Raw genomic sequence first — 16048 nt, forward strand, 5'->3', positions numbered from 1 at the left:
CAGGATCGGCAGCATGACCGAACAGCTCTTCGGCTCCAACCTCGTCGCCATGGTCACCCCGATGGAACCCGGCGGCGCACTCAGCGAACCCGGCCTCACCGGACTGGTCGACCACCTGCTCACCACCGGCTGTGACGGCATCGTCGTCGGCGGGACGACCGGCGAGTCACCCACCCTGACCGACGCCGAAGCCGCCCGGCTCGTCCGCACCGCGGCGAACCTGGCCGGGAACAGCGCCCGCGTGATCGCCGGCGTCGGCACCTACGACACCACCGCCTGCATCCGACGCGCGAAGGAAGCCGAGGCGGCCGGGGCCGATGCGCTCCTGCTCGTCTGCCCCTACTACTCCAAGCCGACCCAGGCGGGGATCGTGGCGCACTGCCTGGCGGTGGCCGACGCCACCGAGTTGCCCGTGATGCTCTACGACGTCCCGGCCCGCACCGGGACGGCCATGGAGGCGGCCACCCTGATCGAACTCGCCGGTCATCCCCGGATCCGCGCCGTGAAGGACGCCAAAGGCGACCTGTTCGAAGCGATGTCCGTCATGAGCCGCGCCCCGCTGGCCTACTACTGCGGCATCGACGAACTCAACCTGCCCTACCTCGCCGCAGGCGCCACCGGCCTGGTCAGCGTCGTCGGCAACGCCTTCGCCGGCCGCAACGCCGAGCTCATCCAAGCCGTGCGCGGGGGAGACCTCGACACCGCGCGAGCGGTCAACGCCGCACTGCTTCCCCTCGCGGACGCGATCATGCGCACCTCGCAGGGGGCGATCATGGCCAAGGCCGCGCTGGCCGAGCTCGGCGTCATCCCGCACGCGACGGTCCGGCTCCCGCTGCTCGAATCACCGCCGGAGCACCTGCGGCGACTGCGCGACGCCTTGACGTCCCTCGGCCTCGGGGCTCTCGCGGTGTCTTAGCTGCCTACGTGATTCCGGCTGCGGCTGATCCCGGACCGGGATCCGTTTCGCGCGGCGGTGGTGGGCAATGGGCTCGGTGTGCCCAATGTGGCATTGGGGACACCGAGCGTCTCCAATGCCACATTGGGGGCATCGGGTGCCGCTTCCTCGGTAGGTAATGAAGGCCTCCTTGAGGGACCCAGAGTCCCTCAAGGAGGCCTTCACGGAACGGACTGGACCAAGTTACATAAAGGCTCCCTTCCTTGCGCTAGACGCAGTGAAGCTTGCGCTAGACGCAGTGAAGGGAGCCTTCGCGGACTAGGCCGGGCAGGACCCCGAGACATGACGAAGCCCCCGCGGAGGGAGGTCGCGGGGGCTTCGTCGATTCGTGGTGGGGCTAGCTACTTGTGCCGTGCGTCAGGCGGACCGGGTGGTCCTGCGTCCCTTCAGCTCGGCGAGACGTTCGTTGAGCAGATCTTCGAGCTCCGGGATCGAACGACGCTCCAGGAGCATGTCCCAGTGCGTCCTCGGGGGCTTGACCTTCTTCTGCTCCGGCTGCCCGCCGTCCACGATCTCGGACTCGCTGCCGTGCAGCCTGCACTCCCACACCGAGGGGATCTCGGCGTCGTCGGAGAAGGGCACCTCGAACTCGTGGTTCTTGGGGCAGGCGTAGCGCACGGTGCGGCGAGGGGCGAGATCGTGGTTGCGGTCGGTCTCGTAGCTGACCGCTCCCAGCCGGCTTCCACGGAGAACACGGTCGGCCATGATGGGGGTCCTTTCAGTCAGCTCCGGGTGGAGCCAGGGTGATGCTCACCCTATGCAACGACGGAGGAGGCCAGAGGATTCCCTGAACACCATGTCCTTGCTCACGATGAGCTGTGTCACCCGGTGGCAACAGCTTCTCCTAGTAGGAGTGATTTCGCGCTCTGGCGTGACGTCAATACGGCCATCTTGGTGCGGATATCCCCCAGATGGGCTAGTAGTACGCCTGTCACGTCAACCGTAACTGACCGTGTTGGGCCGAGGAGGGCCCCAGGTCGCCCAGTCGAAAGTGTCGACGGCACAATACCTGATAACGGACCGTGTTCGATTCAGCCTCGGAACGTGATGCTGATGAACTTTCAACTAGCGACTGCTCGGTATCCGCCACCACGACAGTGTCCCCGGCCCGCAGAACCTCACCGTCGGACACCCTCGCGTTGAACCGTCCCGTCTGCCCGCACCAGCACAACACCTCGACCTGAACCGGCTGCAACTCGTCCGCCAGTTCGAACAGCCGAGCCGCCCCTGGGAACAACACGCTCCGGAAATCCGTCGCGATCCCGAAGCAGTACACGTCGATCTGGACGTCGTCGGCCAGTTCAGCCAGCTGATCCACCTGAACAGGTGACAAAAACTGAGCTTCGTCGACGATCAAGTAGTCCACGTGCCGCCCGGCCGCCCACTGCTCACGCACCAGCAACCGCAGATCGGTCTCGTTCCCCACCTCGATCGCCTTGCGCGTCAGCCCGATCCGGCTGGTGATCTGCGGCTCACCGGACCGGTCGTGCCGCACCAGCACCATCCCGCGACGACCCTGCCGCGCGTGGTTGTGGTCGATCTGCAACGCCAGCGTCGACTTCCCGCAGTCCATCGGCCCGTAGCAGAACTTCAACTTCCCGACGACCGGCACACCCCGCCGTGAACCCGCCACCGGCACCGACGACAACGCGTCCGTGGGGTCCGGGCCACTCTCCTTCAGTACGGTCACGACGGTCGACCCTATCGGCACGCTCCGTCCTCACAGCACCGCCGGTGGTCGGTTGCCCGCCGCCTCGATCGCCCGCCGCACCGGCACCAGCCACACGAACACGAAACCGAGCACGAAGAAGATCACCAACGCGATGATCGCCCACCGGAACGAGCCGGTGATCTGCCCGACCGCCGCGAACAGCAGCGGACCCAGCCACGACGTACCCCGTTCACCGACCACGTACAGCGAGAAGTACTGAGCGTCCTTCCCTTCGGGGATCATCTGCCCGAACAACGACCGCGACAACGCGTTCGTCCCACCCAGCACCAGCCCGATCCCGACCGCCACCGCGTAGAACTGCAACGGCTGACCAGCCTCGATGAAGAACGCGAAGCACAACACGACCACCCAGGCCACCAGACTGCCCAAGATCGTCTTCTTCGCCCCGATCCGGGCCGCGATCGCCCCGTGGATCATCGCCCCGGCATAGGCCAGGAACTGGATCACCAGGATCGTGACGATCAGCACCTGGGTGCTGTACTTCAGCTCGTCCTTCCCGTACTGCGCCGACACCGCCACCACCGTCGTGATCCCGTCGGTGAAGACCAGATAGCTCCCGAGGAACGCCAGCGTCAGGGGATAGGCCCGCGCCTCCTTGATCGTCCGCTTCAACTCCTTGAACCCGGCCGTCAGCACCGACAGGCCACGCTCGGCCGACTTCGGCACATGAGTCTGGGGGAGTGCCCGCACCGCCGGGACCGTGAACACCGCCCACCAGATCCCCGACGTCAGGAAGCAGATCTGGATCGCCAGATGCTCGCTCACCCCGAAGAAGTCGTGCCCCATGAAGAAGCCCAGCTGCAACGCCAGCGCCAGACCGCCACCGAGGTACCCGAACGCCCAGCCCCTCGACGACACCGCGTCCCGCTCGTCCGGCTCCGCGATGTCCACCAGGAACGAGTAATAGACGACCAGCGCACCGCCGTAACCGATGTTGGCCAAGATGAACGTCCAGACACCGACCTCCCAGTCCGTCCCCGCGATGAAGAACATCAGCGCCGACGCCACCGCGCCCAGGAACGCGAACCCGCCCAGGATCCGCCGCTTGTGCCTGCTCCGGTCCGCGATCGCGCCGGCGATCGGCAGCACCAGCACCTGCGTCACCGTCGCGACCGACAGCAGATACCCCCACAGCGACCCGGCCGGGAAATGCAGCCCGAACAACGAGACGTCGCAGTTCTGCAGCGTGCTCGAAGCTCCACTCGAATCGGTACACGCCTTGTCCCCGTTAAGGGTGAAATTCGTCTTGGCATCCGCGGACGCGATATCGCTCAAATAGAGCGCCCCGAACACCGTGATGACCGACGAATAGAACGGCGAATTGGCCCAGTCGTAGAGGTACCAAGCCCGCCACACCCGCTTGCGTTCACGGGTCACGGCCACCGTCATGCACTGCTCCTGAGGTCGTAAACATCGAGGTCAGCGGGAGACTACTGGTGATCACGCCCACCTGTCCGGCACGAGTCCGGACCGTGTTCGTTTCGACGCGAGACGAACCCTTCCCGGTCACCTCCCAGACCATCGTCGGCGTGTCGCTGCCATGAACCGCGTGTGTTTCATGTGAGGCTGGTGGGCAAGCTGTGACTCTTGTGAAGCAAGTGTCCGTTATTTACTGTTCCGCTCATGAGGACCCATCGCCTTCGCACAGCACACCGCGTAGTGGCGAGAACGCTCCTGCTCGCCCTCGCCGTGACGGGCCTGCAGATCGCCACCACCGGATCCGCCGCCGCGGATCCCCACGGCTCCCACTGGGCCAAGCTCCGCATGTGTGAATCGAGCGGGCGCTACAACATCAACACCGGCAACGGCTACTACGGCGCCTACCAGTTCGACCTGCCCACCTGGCGCAGCGTCGGCGGCCAGGGACGCCCCGACCAGGCCAGCCCCCGCGAACAGGACTACCGGGCCCTCTACCTCTACCGCATGCGCGGCTGGCAACCCTGGGAATGCGCCGGCAAACTCGGCTTCCGCAACGACGGCGACGGCCGCAGCAAACGCGTCCCGTCCTATGAGGACTCCGCCTACATCGGCGGGGGAGGACAACCCGCACCGCCGCCTCCGCCCAAGCCGAAGCCCACCCCGCCCGCACCTCCCGGCGGCCCCAAACCCGACTGGCCCGGCGTCGTCTACGCCTACGGAGACTGCGCCGCACCGCTCAAGCAGTTCCAACTGCGGATGAACGCCTTCGGCTACGGCTTCACCGGAACCGGCTGCTACTACGACAAGACCCGCGAAGCCGTCCTCGCCCTCCAGCGCGCCAACGGCATCAACGACTCAGGCCGCCTCGGACCCAAGACCTGGGACGCCGCCTGGAACGGCAAACCACCCCGGTGACCACCCGCGTTTAGTCCTCTGAACGCGCTCACACCGCATTCAGAGGACTAAACGCGAGAATCACGAAGGCCAAGCACCCCGCTCGCGCAGCACCTCACGCAGCAGGTCCGGCCGATCCGTCACGATCCCGTGCACCCCCAGATCCAGCAGCGTCCGCATCTCCGCCGGATCGTCCACCGTCCACGTGTGCACCTCGAAACCCCCACGCGTCGCCTGCCGCAGGAACGCCCGGTCCACCACCTTCAACCGCCCCTGCCGCACCGGCACCTGCGCCATCACACCCCGCGACAACGCCCGCAACGACACCAGCGGCAGAAACCCGTTCGCCCACATCACCGCCACCGAACGCGGCCCCATCGCCGTCACCAGCTTCGGCCCGGCCAGCTTCCGGATCCGCGCCAACCGCGCGTCGGAGAACGACGCCGCCGCGACCCGATCATGCGCACCGGTCCGCTCGATCGCCCGCACGAAGGGCGCCACCGCATGGTTCGACTTCACATCGATGTTGAACCGCGCCTCCGGCAACTCCTCGAGGACGTCCTCCAGCCTCGACAACGGCGCCCGGCCCCCGACCTTGACGGCCTTCAGCTGCGCCCACGTCTGACGGGAGATCAACCCCGCACCGTCGGTCGTCCGGTCCAGCGACGCGTCGTGATGCACGACCACCACACCGTCCGACGTCGCGTGCACGTCCGTCTCCAGGTAGCGGTAACCCTCCGTCACCGCCTGCCGGAAGGCCGGCAACGAGTTCTCCAGTCCTTCCAGGTCACCGAGGTGCCAGCCCCGATGGGCGAAAGCACGGGGGAGCGGGTCGGCGAGGTACGGAAACAGTGTCGGCACCCCACTAGTGTGCACTTCCGTCGTGGCCCCGGCATGAGCGTTCGATGGCCAGCTAGGGTCTGGTCCGTGAGGGAAGTGGCCGAACACCTGAAGACATCCGCCGAAGAGGTGTCCGAGCTGCGCCGCGCCGGAGCACCCAAGCACTGCGGATGGTGCGGCCGACGGATCGAACAGGGCGGCAACGTCGGCAGGCGCCGCCGCTACTGCGGGCAATCCTGCCGCCAGCGAGCCTACGAACGCCGCACCGCCGTCCAGCGCAGCGGTCTCCCGGAAGACGCCGTCGTCCTCTCCGACACCGAGATCGCCACGCTGCAGGACAGGCTCTTCCAGCTGCGCTGCGCCGCCGAAGACGTCGTCACCGCGGCCGACGACGGGGCCTCCATCGCCGAACTCCGGAGCCTCGCCGGCGAGATCGCCCAGGCGGCCAAGGACCTCGAACAGCTCCGCTGACTCTGCGGGGAGCGTAGGACGGTGGCGATCATGGCGATTCGCGTGGCGGTGTTCGACATCGGCGACGTCCTGGAGATCGCGCCTGACCTTGGGGTCCACAGGCGGTGGTAGGTCAGGCGCGGTCTCGTGGAGGGGGAGCAGGCCGCGTACGGGTTCAAGGTCCGCCCCGAGGAGATGATCTTCCTCGACGATATGGAGCCCAACATCGCCGCTGCCCGCGCGGTCGGTATCCACGGAGCCCACTACCGGGGCAACGCTCAGGCGATCGCCGAGATCGAGGCGCTCCTGACGCGGCCGGTGATTGAACCGGCCGAGCAACGGTCATCTCGGCTGTCTGGAGCCGGTTGCTGGCGATCACTTCACGACACTGCCTACACGATCCCGTCCAACGCCCGGTACGTCCGGTTGCTCGCGGCCGCCGCCCGCTGCTCCCGTCCCGTCGCCTCGATGTAGTTCTGGCTGGTCGCCAGGCTCGCGTGCCCCAGCAGGGCCATGATCTCCGACGCCGTCGCGCCGTCTTCGGCCAGCCGTGTCGCGAACGTGTGCCGCAACGCGTGAAGATTCGCCCCGACCGGCACGCGGTCGTGCAGGCCCGCCCACCGGTAGCAGGACTTGACCAGGTACTCCAGCGCGCCGCGGCCGATCGGCTCACCCGCCCGATCCCGAAGGAGGGGAGTGGAAGGGCCGAAACGCTGCTGGGGAAAGCGACGGCGGCAGGAGGCCAGATACTCCTCGATGATCTTCTCCATGATCGGCTGCACGGGAATCGACCGGTCACGGCTTCCTTTGCCGTGGACGTGCAAGCGCATCTCACCCTGACGGCCGACCAGTGATCGCGCCGTCAGTGCTCGCATCTCGGCGGCCCGCAGTCCGGCGACCAGCCCGAGCGCGATCACCAGGACGTCCCGCTCCGGCCACGGATCCCGCGTCCGACGCGAACCGTCCGCGGCGGCCGCGAGCAACTGCTCCGGAGTTTCTTCGCCCCGCAACGGTTTCGGCGTCAACGGCGGCGCCTTCGGCCTCGCGACCGCGCCCATCGGGTTGCCCGCGAGCAGCCCGTCGGACACGCAGAAGGTGAGGAACTGGTTCCAGGTCGACCAAGCCCGCAGGACGGAGCTCTTGGCGTGGGTGTCCGCGAAGGCGCCGAAAGCGTTGCGGAGCGCTTGGGCGGTGAGCATCTCGACAGTGAGTTCGTCAGGGGAGCGGTCCAGCTCGCGGAGCAGGAGAACGGTGATGCCGGCGAGGTCGCGGCGGTACGCGTCGGTGGTGTGAGGAGAATCCTTACGGGGACGACGTGCGGCGAAAAAGGCTTGCTGAGCCTCGGAAACCCTCATGAGCATCTTGTACCGCATGGCACCGACAGTCTTACACTGGGTTATATTCTGTTTCATGCATAATAGTGATTATGCATGAAACGGAGTGATGGGTCCGGAATCTCCTCGCGGGGGATCTCGGTCCGCTCGTCAGCCTCCGGGGCGCCCTGATGGGTTACTTCTGACGGTTTTTCGCCCTGACGACCTTCGATGGCTTCCGGGCTCTACCTGGGCGACTTCGAGGCATCGAGTCGACTGACTGGCGAGCCTCGTCGACGATTTGGGCCCGGCCAGACGCCTCCGTTGATCTTCAGTGTCTTGGATGTCTAGGTTAATTCGTCACAGTGACGTATTGAGGCTGGGTGATCGGACATCCGTTTCGTGTCTCCTGGGGGTGCCCTGGGGTATCTCGGGAGGTCGCCCTGGGGCAAGTCCAGGGAGGACTGAAGGGAGCGATGCCCGCGTCCGACCCGGCGAAGGGAGCTTTCCCTGCGTGACATGCGATGAAAGACCCCTTCGGCCGCGCGCCGGAGACCCCTCTCGGCCCTCGTTATCCAGGTCAGTCAAAGTGCCGATAATGTACATTATGTCAAGTAGTCGGGATCTCGGCGCTCCCCGGCTCTCGGCAGTCCACAGGGCAACCGCCACGTCCACGTCCCCGACGACTAACTCGCGGACCCGTCCCTGTGACTCCACGAACGCATGGCCACCAGAGCGATGGCAGGACGTGTCGACCGGGCTCGTCGGCTCAACCCGCCCGGACCGGCGTTGGATGCTTGGCTGGCCCACTGGACGTAGACAGGACTGCCGCGAGACCCTCTTGCAGGTCCTTGACGAAGTACTCGGGAACCTCCAGCGACGGGAAGTGTCCCCCGGCTTCGGGCGACCTCCATCGGACGATCTGCCGGTATCGCTGCTGTGCCCACGGGCGCGGGTACTTCTCGATGTCGTAGGGGTACACGGTGATCGCCGCCGGGACGTCGACCCGGAGTTCGGGGTCCAGCGAGTTGTGGCTTTCGTAGTAGATGCGGGCCGACGACGCACCAGTTCGCGTCAGCCAGTACAGGGTGACGTCGTCGAGAATCCTGTCCCTGGACATGGTCTCGAACGGGCTGTCTTCGGTGTCGGTCCATTCGGCGAACTTGTCGAGGATCCAGGCGAGAAGCCCGACCGGTGAGTCGACGAGCGAGTAGCCGATGGTCTGGGGTCGGGTCGCCTGCTGCTTCGCGTAGGCCGCGCGGTGGTGCCAGAAGTCGTGGGTTTCCTCGGTCCACCTGCGCTCGTCCGCGGTCAGTCCTTCCGTCGTCAGTCCGGGCAGTCCCTCCGCGAAGGTCGTGTGGATGCCGAGGACGTGCTCCGGGAACCTGCCGGCGAGGACCGTGGTGATGTTGCCTCCCCAGTCTCCCCCGTGTGCCACGAACTTGTCGTAGCCGAGCCTTCCCATCAGTTCCACCCATGCGGCCGCGATCTTTTCGGTTCCCCATCCGGTGGTGGCCGGTTTGTCGCTGTAGCCGAATCCCGGCAATGACGGAATCACGACATGGAACGCCGGAATGTCCGAGTGTTCGGGATCTGCCAGCTCGTCCGCGACGTCGATGAATTCGGCGACGCTGCCTGGCCAGCCGTGCGTCAGGATCAGCGGAGTGGCGTCGGCGCGCGTGGATCGGCGGTGCAGGAAGTGGATTCCCAGGCCGTCGATGGTCGTGTGGAACTGTCCGATGCGGTTGAGGCGCTCTTCGAACGGCCGCCAGTCGTACTCGGTGCGCCAGTAGTTCACGACGTCGATGAGGTCGGCGAGCGGGACGCCCTGGTCCCATCGGCGCGGGTCGGGTCCGGGGCGGTAGACCGTCTCGGGTTCCGGTAGTCGCGCCGCGGTCAGGCGTGCGCGCAGATCGTCGAGTTCGGCGTCGGTTGCGTGGGCTTCGAATGCTTGCACGTCGCTGGTTGAGCGAGGCATGTGACCTCCTGACCATTGCTGAACCGGCTAAGACGGTTCTAACACGTCGTCAGGTCGAGTTGCAACCGGCTAAGGTGGTTCCATGTCTGCTGGGTTTCCTGACTTCCGCCTCGGTACCGTGCTGGCGACCAGCTTCACGGCGACGCTGACGGAGCGCCGTGGCGAGGCGTTGGAGCGCATACCCACGCCGCGGCGGCTCGTCGACTGGCTTGTGGTGAGCGGTCTCGCGGTGGACTCCTGCACCTCGGCTCAGCTCGACCTGGCTCGGGAGCTGAGGGAAGCGATTCACGTCGTGGCGACCGCGGCCGCGATCGACGACGCTCCCCCGGCGTCCGCTGTCCAGATCATCAATGACCGCAGCATCCAGGGGCGGGCCGCGGCTGTCCTGACGCCCGAGAGCACTCGTGAGTGGCGACTGAGTTCGGCGTCCCGCGTGGAAGACGCCCTCGGCGTGATCGCCGCCGACGCGATCAGCATCATCTCCGGCGAGCGGGACGGAAAGCTGGCCTTGTGCGCGTCACCGACGTGTCAGGCCGCCTTCTTCGACACCAGCCAGAGCCGCACGCGCAAATGGTGCGACATGGGTACCTGCGGGAATCGTGAGAAGAAGGCGCGTTTCAACGCCAATCAGCGCAAGAAATCCAGCTGATCAGGAGCGTTCCGTGGCGGCGACGTGGACGTTCATCGTGCAGGGGATCCTGCCGTCGGCGTCGGTCATTTCCGCTGCCTGTGTCAGGAATTCCGCTTCGAGCGACCGTACGACCGCGGGGTCGAGTGGCATGAAGTTGTAGATCAGCGAGAGGCGTGACCACACCTGCTCCGCGGTGCCGCCGAGGTCGATGGGTTCGGTCCCCCACACGACGGGTGAGAAGCCGGCGGGGACGAGAATCTCGTTGATGCCGTCCTGGTGCAGGGTCCAGTTGTCGCCCAGAGAAGGAATCCGCTGGTCGGGCGGGGCGGCGTCGAGTGCCGGACGGATCAGTTTCTGGAACAGTTCGTAGCTTCCGCTTCCGCCCGCTCGGCCGCTGCTGAGGATCAGCGCCAGCCGCCCACCAGGGGCCAGGACCCGGGCCACTTCCGCGGCGACCTGGTCGATGTCGGGCATCAGCATGAAGGCCATGTGGGAGACGCACGCGTCGAAGCCTCCGTCGGGGAAAGGCAGTTCCTGTGCCCGTCCTGTCGTCAGAGGCACGTTGTGGAGGGAGGGTCGCTGACGCGCGAGTGCCAGGTCGGCGCTTGAGAGGTCGACTCCGGCGACCTGGTGGCCGGCCTTGGCGAGGAGGTCGAGGAGGAAGCCGTCACCGCAGCCGAGGTCGAGTACCCGGACGTGTCCTGAGACGTGATCTTTGAGGATTTCGTAGCTCGACCGCCCGTCGGGTGTGCGGCCCTGGCTCATCATGCCCGACGTCGCCGCCGGGTTCCGGGCGTGGAATTCGCGCAGGAAAGCCTCTTGGGCCGCCGTGGTCATGGTCCCCCGTCATTGGTCTTCGCGTGATCCGAGCCGTTGGGTGATCCGGTCGAACAGCTCCCCCAGTGGCTCGCCGACGTCCCGGCCGAACTCGGTCAGCCCGTAGGTGACCTGGGGTGGCGTGGTGGGCTCGACCTTCCGCCAGATCAGGCCGTCCTGGACCAGGGCGCGTAGTGATTGGGCGAGCATCTTCTCGCTGATGCCTTGGATGCTCTCGCGGAGTTCGAAGAAGCGGAGATCGTTGCTCTGCAAGGAGATCAGTACCCAGATGCCCCAGCGGCTGGTGATGTGGTCGACCACGTCACGGGCGGCGCAGCCGGTGTGAAACACCTCATACCGCGTCTCGGTGTCGCCCTGGGTGATCTGCGAGCCTCCAGCCATGTCAGGAGCTTACCTCCAGGTATGTACTTACCAGAAGTAAGCCTGAGTCCTAGCGTCCTGATCACAGAGGACATCGGACGAAGGAGTTGTTCATGATCGTGGTGACCGGGGCTACCGGGAACATCGGCCGGCCGTTGACCGAGGCGTTGGTCGAGGCGGGCGAGCAGGTGACGACGGTGTCGAGGCACGCCGCGGCGGCGCCGGACGGCGGGCGGCATGTGGTGGCCGATCTGGCGGATCCGGCCGGGCTCGAGCCCGCGCTGGCGGGGGCGAAGGCGTTGTTCCTGTTGCTCTCCGGTGATCTGCACGCCACCGGAGCCAACCCGGCCGACATCATCGGCCAGGCGGTGGCGAGCGGGGTCCGCCGGGTCGTCCTGCTTTCCACGCTCGGTGTGGCGACCAGGCCGTTCGGCACGACGCGGATCGCGATGCGCGCGCTGGAGGACGTGGTGCGGGAGTCCGGTGTGGACTGGGCGATTCTGCGGCCGGGTGGTTTCGCCTCCAATGCCTTGTGGTGGGCGGAGTCCGTGCGTTCACGGCAGGAGGTCGCCGCGCCGTTCGGTGACACCGGGGTACCGATCATCGATCCGGCGGACATCGGGGAGGTCGCGGCCGCCTGTCTGCTGGACGATCGGCATCTCGGTGAGGTGTACGAGCTGACCGGTCCGGCGGTGATCACGCCGCGCGAGCAGGCTGCGGCTCTGGCCGGGGTTTTGGGCTCGCCGGTGCGTTTTCACGAGCTGACCCGGGCCGAGGCGAAGGCGGGGATGGTGCGGAGCATGCCGGCGGAGCTGGCAGATGACACATTGGACATCTTGAGCTCGCCGACTCCGGCCGAGTTGCGGGTGAGTCCGGATGTGGAGCGGGTGCTCGGTCGCGCGCCGCGGTCGTTCGCTGATTGGGCTGCTCGGAACGTCGCCGCGTTCCGCTGACGGGTGGCGCTATGGTCATCGGTGGAAATCGAGCCTGGGGGTCACCGAAATGTCCGAGAGCACCGTTGTGCGTGTCGATCCGTCCAATGAACGCATGTTGAAGGCGTGGAACGGCGACGACGGCGCGTTGTGGGCGAAGCGTGCGGAGCGGTTCAACGACGGTGTCGCCGCGTACCGCGACACCTTTTTCTCCGCGGCGGGCATCCAGCCGGGAGACCGTGTCCTCGATGTCGGCTGCGGAGCCGGTCAGACGACGCGGGACGCGGCACGGCTGGCCACCGCGGGGTCCGCACTGGGTGTCGACCTGTCCGGGGAGATGCTCGGCCTCGCCCGGCGTCTCGCCGGGGAGGAAGGCGTCCCCAACGTCTCGTTCGAGCAGGTGGACGCTCAGGTCCATGCGTTTCCCGAGGCGGGTTTCGACGTGGTGATCAGCCGTCACGGGTCGATGTTCTTCGGTACTCCCCTGGCCGCGTTCGCCAATCTGGTGAGGGCGACCCGGCCAGGGGGCCGTCTCGTGCTGCTGACGTGGCAGCCGTTGCGGCTCAACGAGTGGATCACCACGTTCCGCACGATCATCGCGGCCGGGCGGGAGGTTCCGTCGGCGAATCTCGCGCTCAGCGATCCGGAGGAAACCGAAGCGCTGCTGACCTCCGCCGGGTACACCGACTTCCGGTGCACCGCCGTGAACAAGCCGATGTACTTCGGGCAGGACGTCGATGACGCGGCCGATTTCGTCATCGAGCAGCACGGCGGGCGGTTGAGCGACCTGGACGAGGCCACTCGTGCGAAGGCTGTCGCGGCGTTGCGTGCCGACCTCGCCGAGCACCAGACCGACCGAGGCGTTTTCTACGGTTCGGCGGCCTGGCTCGTCGAGGCCCGGCGTCCTTGACCTAGGGCTTGCGGGCGATCAGGTAGGCCTGCGGGGTGTTCTCGAACTCCTCCGACGGCTCGCGGACGAGGGAGGAGAGCATGCTGAATCCCGCTTTCTCGAGCTGTTCGGCGATCTTCTCCGGCGAGAGCCGGTAGGCGTCGCAGGTGATGTCGTGCCCGTACGCGTGCTCGATGTGGCGCACTTCGTCCCCGACTTGGAACGCCACCATCAGGTGGCCGCCCGGGGCGAGGATGCGGTGGAAGTCGGCGAAGATCTCCGGCAGTCGTTCCCGCGGCGTGTGGATGATCGAGTACCACGCGACGACGCCGGTCAGCGCACCGTCCTGAATGGACAAACCGGGCATCTCCCCGATTTCGAAGTCCAGGTGCGGGTACCACTTCCGGGCGACGGCGACCATCTCCGGGGAGAGGTCGATGCCGCGGATGTCGAGCCCGAGTCCGTGGAGGTAATCGGTGATACGGCCGGGGCCGCAGCCGATTTCGGCGACGCGTCCGCCACCGGCGGCCTGGACGAGTTCGGCGTACGCGCCGAGCATGGCCCTGTCCCAGGTGGATCCGGCGAGGTGGTCGCGGAGGGCTTCGGCGTAGTCGGCCGCGACGGTGTTGTAAGCGGTGCGGGTGATGTCGAGGTAGTCGGTCACGGCGGGCACCCTAGCGACGGGCTCCGACAACAATCGTCGCGTACAGGTCGTCGTCGGTGATCACTTCGGGCGTCAAACCGTTGTGCGCCATGGCTTCCGCGGTATTCGACGATTGAGTTTCGCCGGTTTCGATAAGCAGGTGACCGCCGGGAGCGAGCCACTGGGGAGCTTCGGCGGCGACGCGGCGGTGGACCTCGACGCCGTCGTGTCCGCCGTCGAGGGCGACGCGGGGTTCGTGGTCGCGCGCTTCGGGCGGCATCATCGCGATGGCGTCGGTGGGGACGTAGGGGGCGTTGACGACGAGGAGGTCGACGCGGCCTCTCAGCGACTGGGGAAGGGGCTCGAAGAGGTCGCCTTCGAAGACCTCTCCCCCGGCGTCGGCGACGTTGACCCGGGCGCAGCGGACGGCGGCGGGTTCGATGTCGGCCGCGTAGAGCCGGATTCCGGGGAGTTCGGTGGCGATGGCGGCGCCGAGCGCGCCAGTGCCGCAGCAGAGGTCGAGGACGACCGCTCCCGGTCCGGTGAGGGTGAGGGCATGCCGGACGAGGAGTTCGGAGCGTTGGCGTGGCACGAAGACGCCGGGTTCGACGGTGATGCGGAGGCCGTGGAATCCGGCCCAGCCGAGGATGACTTCGAGTGGTTCGCCGTCGACGCGGCGCCGGACCATCGTGTCGAGTTCGGCTGGTGTGCGGGCTTCGGCGGTGAGCAGCCGGGCTTCGTCTTCGGCGAAGACGCACCCGGCCGCCCTGAGTCTGGCGACGACGGTCACTGGTCGCGCAGCCTGGCGAGGACTCCGTCGAGGGCCTGGCGGACGGTGTCGGGGACGCCGTTGGTGCGCAGGTCGGTGAGGAATTGTTCGTTGAGCCCGCCGGGGGTCATGTGCTTGCCGGTGAGGGTTTCGAGGGAGCCGCTCCGCTCGACCAGGGAGTGGCCGAGCTGTCCGAAGATGTGGCTGGTGAAGGCGGTTGCCGTGGTGTCCTCGATGCCCTGGTCGGTCATCCAGGCCGCGATGGTGCCGAGGTAGTCGAGATGGGCGGCGAAGGTGGCCGTGGCGCCGCTGAAGATGTCGAGGTCCTTCTCGGCGGCGGGGACGACGCTGCCGCCGATGCTGTCGAAGAGGGCTCGGGCTTCGGCGTTGTCGGGGTACATGGCGGTGAGGCTCTGACGGCGGGCGGCCGGGGGCAGCGGGATGCTCCGGACGACCTCGCGGGCGGGAGCGGCCCAGTCGCGCAGTTGGTCGAGGGGGACGCCGGCCAGGGCGCTGATCAGCACGTGGTCCGGGCTGAAGGTGAGGCCCTGGAGGACTTCCTGGGCGATCGGCGGGCGGACGGCGAGGACGATCGTCGTCGCGCTGTCGACGACGGCTTGGTTGCTGTCGCGGACCTCGACGTTGGCGAAGCGGGCCGAGAGTTCCTGTCCGACGCTGCGACTGCGGGGTGAGAGGAAGATCGAGGGCGGGTCGGCGATGTCCTTGCTGAGGCCTTCGACGATGGCGGCGGTGATCTCACCGGCGCCGATGAATCCGTATTCCATGGTCAAGCTCCTGTGTGGCCGTCGACGCGTTCGCGGATGAGGTCGGCGTGGCCGTTGTGGCGGGCGTACTCGCCGATCATGTGGATGTAGAGCATGCGCAGGGAGAACGGGGCGTCGCCGAGGTCGAAGGTGTCGTCGAGGGACCCTCCGGCGGCGGCTTCGTCGGCGAGCCGGATCTCTTCGAGGAGGACGTCGTAGGCTTTTTCGGCTTGCTCGGCGTCGAGGGATTCGAAGTCGTGGTCCTTGCCGAGGGCGGGGTCGTAGAGGGGGCCGATGTCCTGTCCGGCGTAGCGCAGGCGGAACCAGAAGCGTTCGACCTTGGCGAGGTGCCGGACGAGGCCGAGGAGGGTGAGGTTCGAGGGCGGGACCGACGCCTGGGCGAGCTGTTCTCCGGTGAGTCCGGCGAGTTTGTGGAGGAAGGTGCTGCGGTGCCAGTTCAGCAACGAGGGAAGAAGAACGCGTTCGTCGGCGGCGGTGTCGCCGGACGGACGGGTCACCTCGGGGGCGGTCCATGTCATGACGGCGATCATGCCATCGGGTGATGTGGGCTCGTGGCGGGCAGGACGTGAGCGGGGTCACGTGCCGGGCTGAATCCTTTCGCGGGGCCGGCGGCTCTAGTAG

18 protein-coding genes are annotated in these 16048 nt (G+C 67.0%); 6 read left to right on the top strand and 12 right to left on the bottom strand.

Going from position 1 to position 16048, the window contains the following annotated elements; translation table 11 throughout:
- The first annotated feature begins 13 nt into the window (after positions 1–13).
- Positions 14–916: a 4-hydroxy-tetrahydrodipicolinate synthase gene (gene dapA, locus B0293_RS31445; protein WP_005151367.1), complete on the top strand. Its 903-nt coding sequence runs from the start codon at positions 14–16 to the stop codon at positions 914–916.
- A 396-nt stretch (positions 917–1312) separates the two neighbouring features.
- Here dapA and B0293_RS31450 read toward each other — a convergent pair whose 3' ends face one another.
- The 3 genes from B0293_RS31450 to B0293_RS31460 all read right to left on the bottom strand — a co-directional run bounded on the left by B0293_RS31450 (position 1313) and on the right by B0293_RS31460 (position 4076).
- A complete protein-coding gene (locus B0293_RS31450; protein WP_005151365.1) occupies positions 1313–1660 on the bottom strand; it encodes an RNA polymerase-binding protein RbpA in 348 nt (115 codons plus the stop codon).
- Positions 1661–1886: 226 nt separating this feature from the next.
- A complete protein-coding gene (locus B0293_RS31455) occupies positions 1887–2645 on the bottom strand; it encodes a thymidine kinase (RefSeq protein ID WP_005151364.1) in 759 nt (252 codons plus the stop codon).
- A 30-nt stretch (positions 2646–2675) separates the two neighbouring features.
- On the bottom strand, positions 2676–4076 hold the full coding sequence (locus B0293_RS31460; protein ID WP_005151363.1) for an MFS transporter: 1401 nt from the start codon (positions 4074–4076) through the stop codon (positions 2676–2678).
- Positions 4077–4346: 270 nt separating this feature from the next.
- Here B0293_RS31460 and B0293_RS31465 point away from each other — a divergent pair, with 270 nt between their 5' ends.
- Entirely contained in the window at positions 4347–5021 is a 675-nt protein-coding gene (locus B0293_RS31465) for a transglycosylase family protein (RefSeq protein ID WP_005151362.1), read from the top strand.
- 60 nt (positions 5022–5081) lie between these two features.
- Here the strand turns inward: B0293_RS31465 and B0293_RS31470 are convergent, their stop codons facing one another.
- Positions 5082–5861: a glycerophosphodiester phosphodiesterase gene (locus B0293_RS31470; protein ID WP_005151360.1), complete on the bottom strand. Its 780-nt coding sequence runs from the start codon at positions 5859–5861 to the stop codon at positions 5082–5084.
- A 66-nt stretch (positions 5862–5927) separates the two neighbouring features.
- Here B0293_RS31470 and B0293_RS31475 point away from each other — a divergent pair, with 66 nt between their 5' ends.
- Positions 5928–6311 carry a hypothetical protein gene (locus tag B0293_RS31475; protein WP_005151359.1) on the top strand — a complete coding sequence of 128 codons (384 nt, stop codon included), beginning with the start codon at positions 5928–5930 and terminating at the stop codon, positions 6309–6311.
- Between the two features lie 371 nt (positions 6312–6682).
- Here B0293_RS31475 and B0293_RS31485 read toward each other — a convergent pair whose 3' ends face one another.
- Positions 6683–7663, bottom strand: coding sequence for a tyrosine-type recombinase/integrase (locus tag B0293_RS31485; RefSeq protein WP_005151357.1), 981 nt, complete (start codon positions 7661–7663; stop codon positions 6683–6685).
- 709 nt (positions 7664–8372) lie between these two features.
- Positions 8373–9581 (bottom strand): epoxide hydrolase family protein, encoded by a 1209-nt coding sequence (locus B0293_RS31490; RefSeq protein WP_005151355.1) that lies wholly within the window; start codon positions 9579–9581, stop codon positions 8373–8375.
- Between the two features lie 82 nt (positions 9582–9663).
- Between B0293_RS31490 and B0293_RS31495 the strand changes: the two genes are divergently transcribed.
- The gene (locus B0293_RS31495; RefSeq protein ID WP_005151349.1) at positions 9664–10230 is read left to right on the top strand and encodes a CGNR zinc finger domain-containing protein; all 567 of its coding nucleotides are present in this window, start codon (positions 9664–9666) and stop codon (positions 10228–10230) included.
- On the opposite strand, the gene B0293_RS31500 is transcribed toward B0293_RS31495, so the two are convergent.
- On the bottom strand, positions 10231–11049 hold the full coding sequence (locus B0293_RS31500) for a class I SAM-dependent methyltransferase (RefSeq protein WP_005151346.1): 819 nt from the start codon (positions 11047–11049) through the stop codon (positions 10231–10233).
- A 9-nt stretch (positions 11050–11058) separates the two neighbouring features.
- Positions 11059–11430 carry a winged helix-turn-helix transcriptional regulator gene (locus tag B0293_RS31505; protein ID WP_005151343.1) on the bottom strand — a complete coding sequence of 124 codons (372 nt, stop codon included), beginning with the start codon at positions 11428–11430 and terminating at the stop codon, positions 11059–11061.
- A 92-nt stretch (positions 11431–11522) separates the two neighbouring features.
- Here B0293_RS31505 and B0293_RS31510 point away from each other — a divergent pair, with 92 nt between their 5' ends.
- Both B0293_RS31510 and B0293_RS31515 read left to right on the top strand, forming a co-directional pair.
- A complete protein-coding gene (locus B0293_RS31510) occupies positions 11523–12362 on the top strand; it encodes an NAD(P)H-binding protein (protein ID WP_005151341.1) in 840 nt (279 codons plus the stop codon).
- A 49-nt stretch (positions 12363–12411) separates the two neighbouring features.
- Positions 12412–13251: a class I SAM-dependent methyltransferase gene (locus tag B0293_RS31515; protein WP_039915482.1), complete on the top strand. Its 840-nt coding sequence runs from the start codon at positions 12412–12414 to the stop codon at positions 13249–13251.
- A gap of 1 nt (position 13252) precedes the next feature.
- On the opposite strand, the gene B0293_RS31520 is transcribed toward B0293_RS31515, so the two are convergent.
- The 4 genes from B0293_RS31520 to B0293_RS31535 are packed head-to-tail and all read right to left on the bottom strand — an operon-like array spanning position 13253 to position 15945.
- The gene (locus B0293_RS31520; RefSeq protein ID WP_005151339.1) at positions 13253–13894 is read right to left on the bottom strand and encodes a class I SAM-dependent DNA methyltransferase; all 642 of its coding nucleotides are present in this window, start codon (positions 13892–13894) and stop codon (positions 13253–13255) included.
- Positions 13895–13904: 10 nt separating this feature from the next.
- The gene (locus B0293_RS31525) at positions 13905–14663 is read right to left on the bottom strand and encodes a putative protein N(5)-glutamine methyltransferase (protein WP_005151337.1); all 759 of its coding nucleotides are present in this window, start codon (positions 14661–14663) and stop codon (positions 13905–13907) included.
- Positions 14660–15427 (bottom strand): NAD(P)-binding domain-containing protein, encoded by a 768-nt coding sequence (locus tag B0293_RS31530; RefSeq protein ID WP_005151335.1) that lies wholly within the window; start codon positions 15425–15427, stop codon positions 14660–14662. Before B0293_RS31530 ends, B0293_RS31525 begins: the two co-directional genes overlap by 4 nt.
- Positions 15428–15429: 2 nt before the next feature.
- Positions 15430–15945, bottom strand: coding sequence for a DinB family protein (locus tag B0293_RS31535; protein ID WP_029715575.1), 516 nt, complete (start codon positions 15943–15945; stop codon positions 15430–15432).
- Positions 15946–16048: the final 103 nt, after the last annotated feature.

The organism is Amycolatopsis azurea DSM 43854, from assembly GCF_001995215.1.
GTDB lineage: Bacteria > Actinomycetota > Actinomycetes > Mycobacteriales > Pseudonocardiaceae > Amycolatopsis > Amycolatopsis azurea.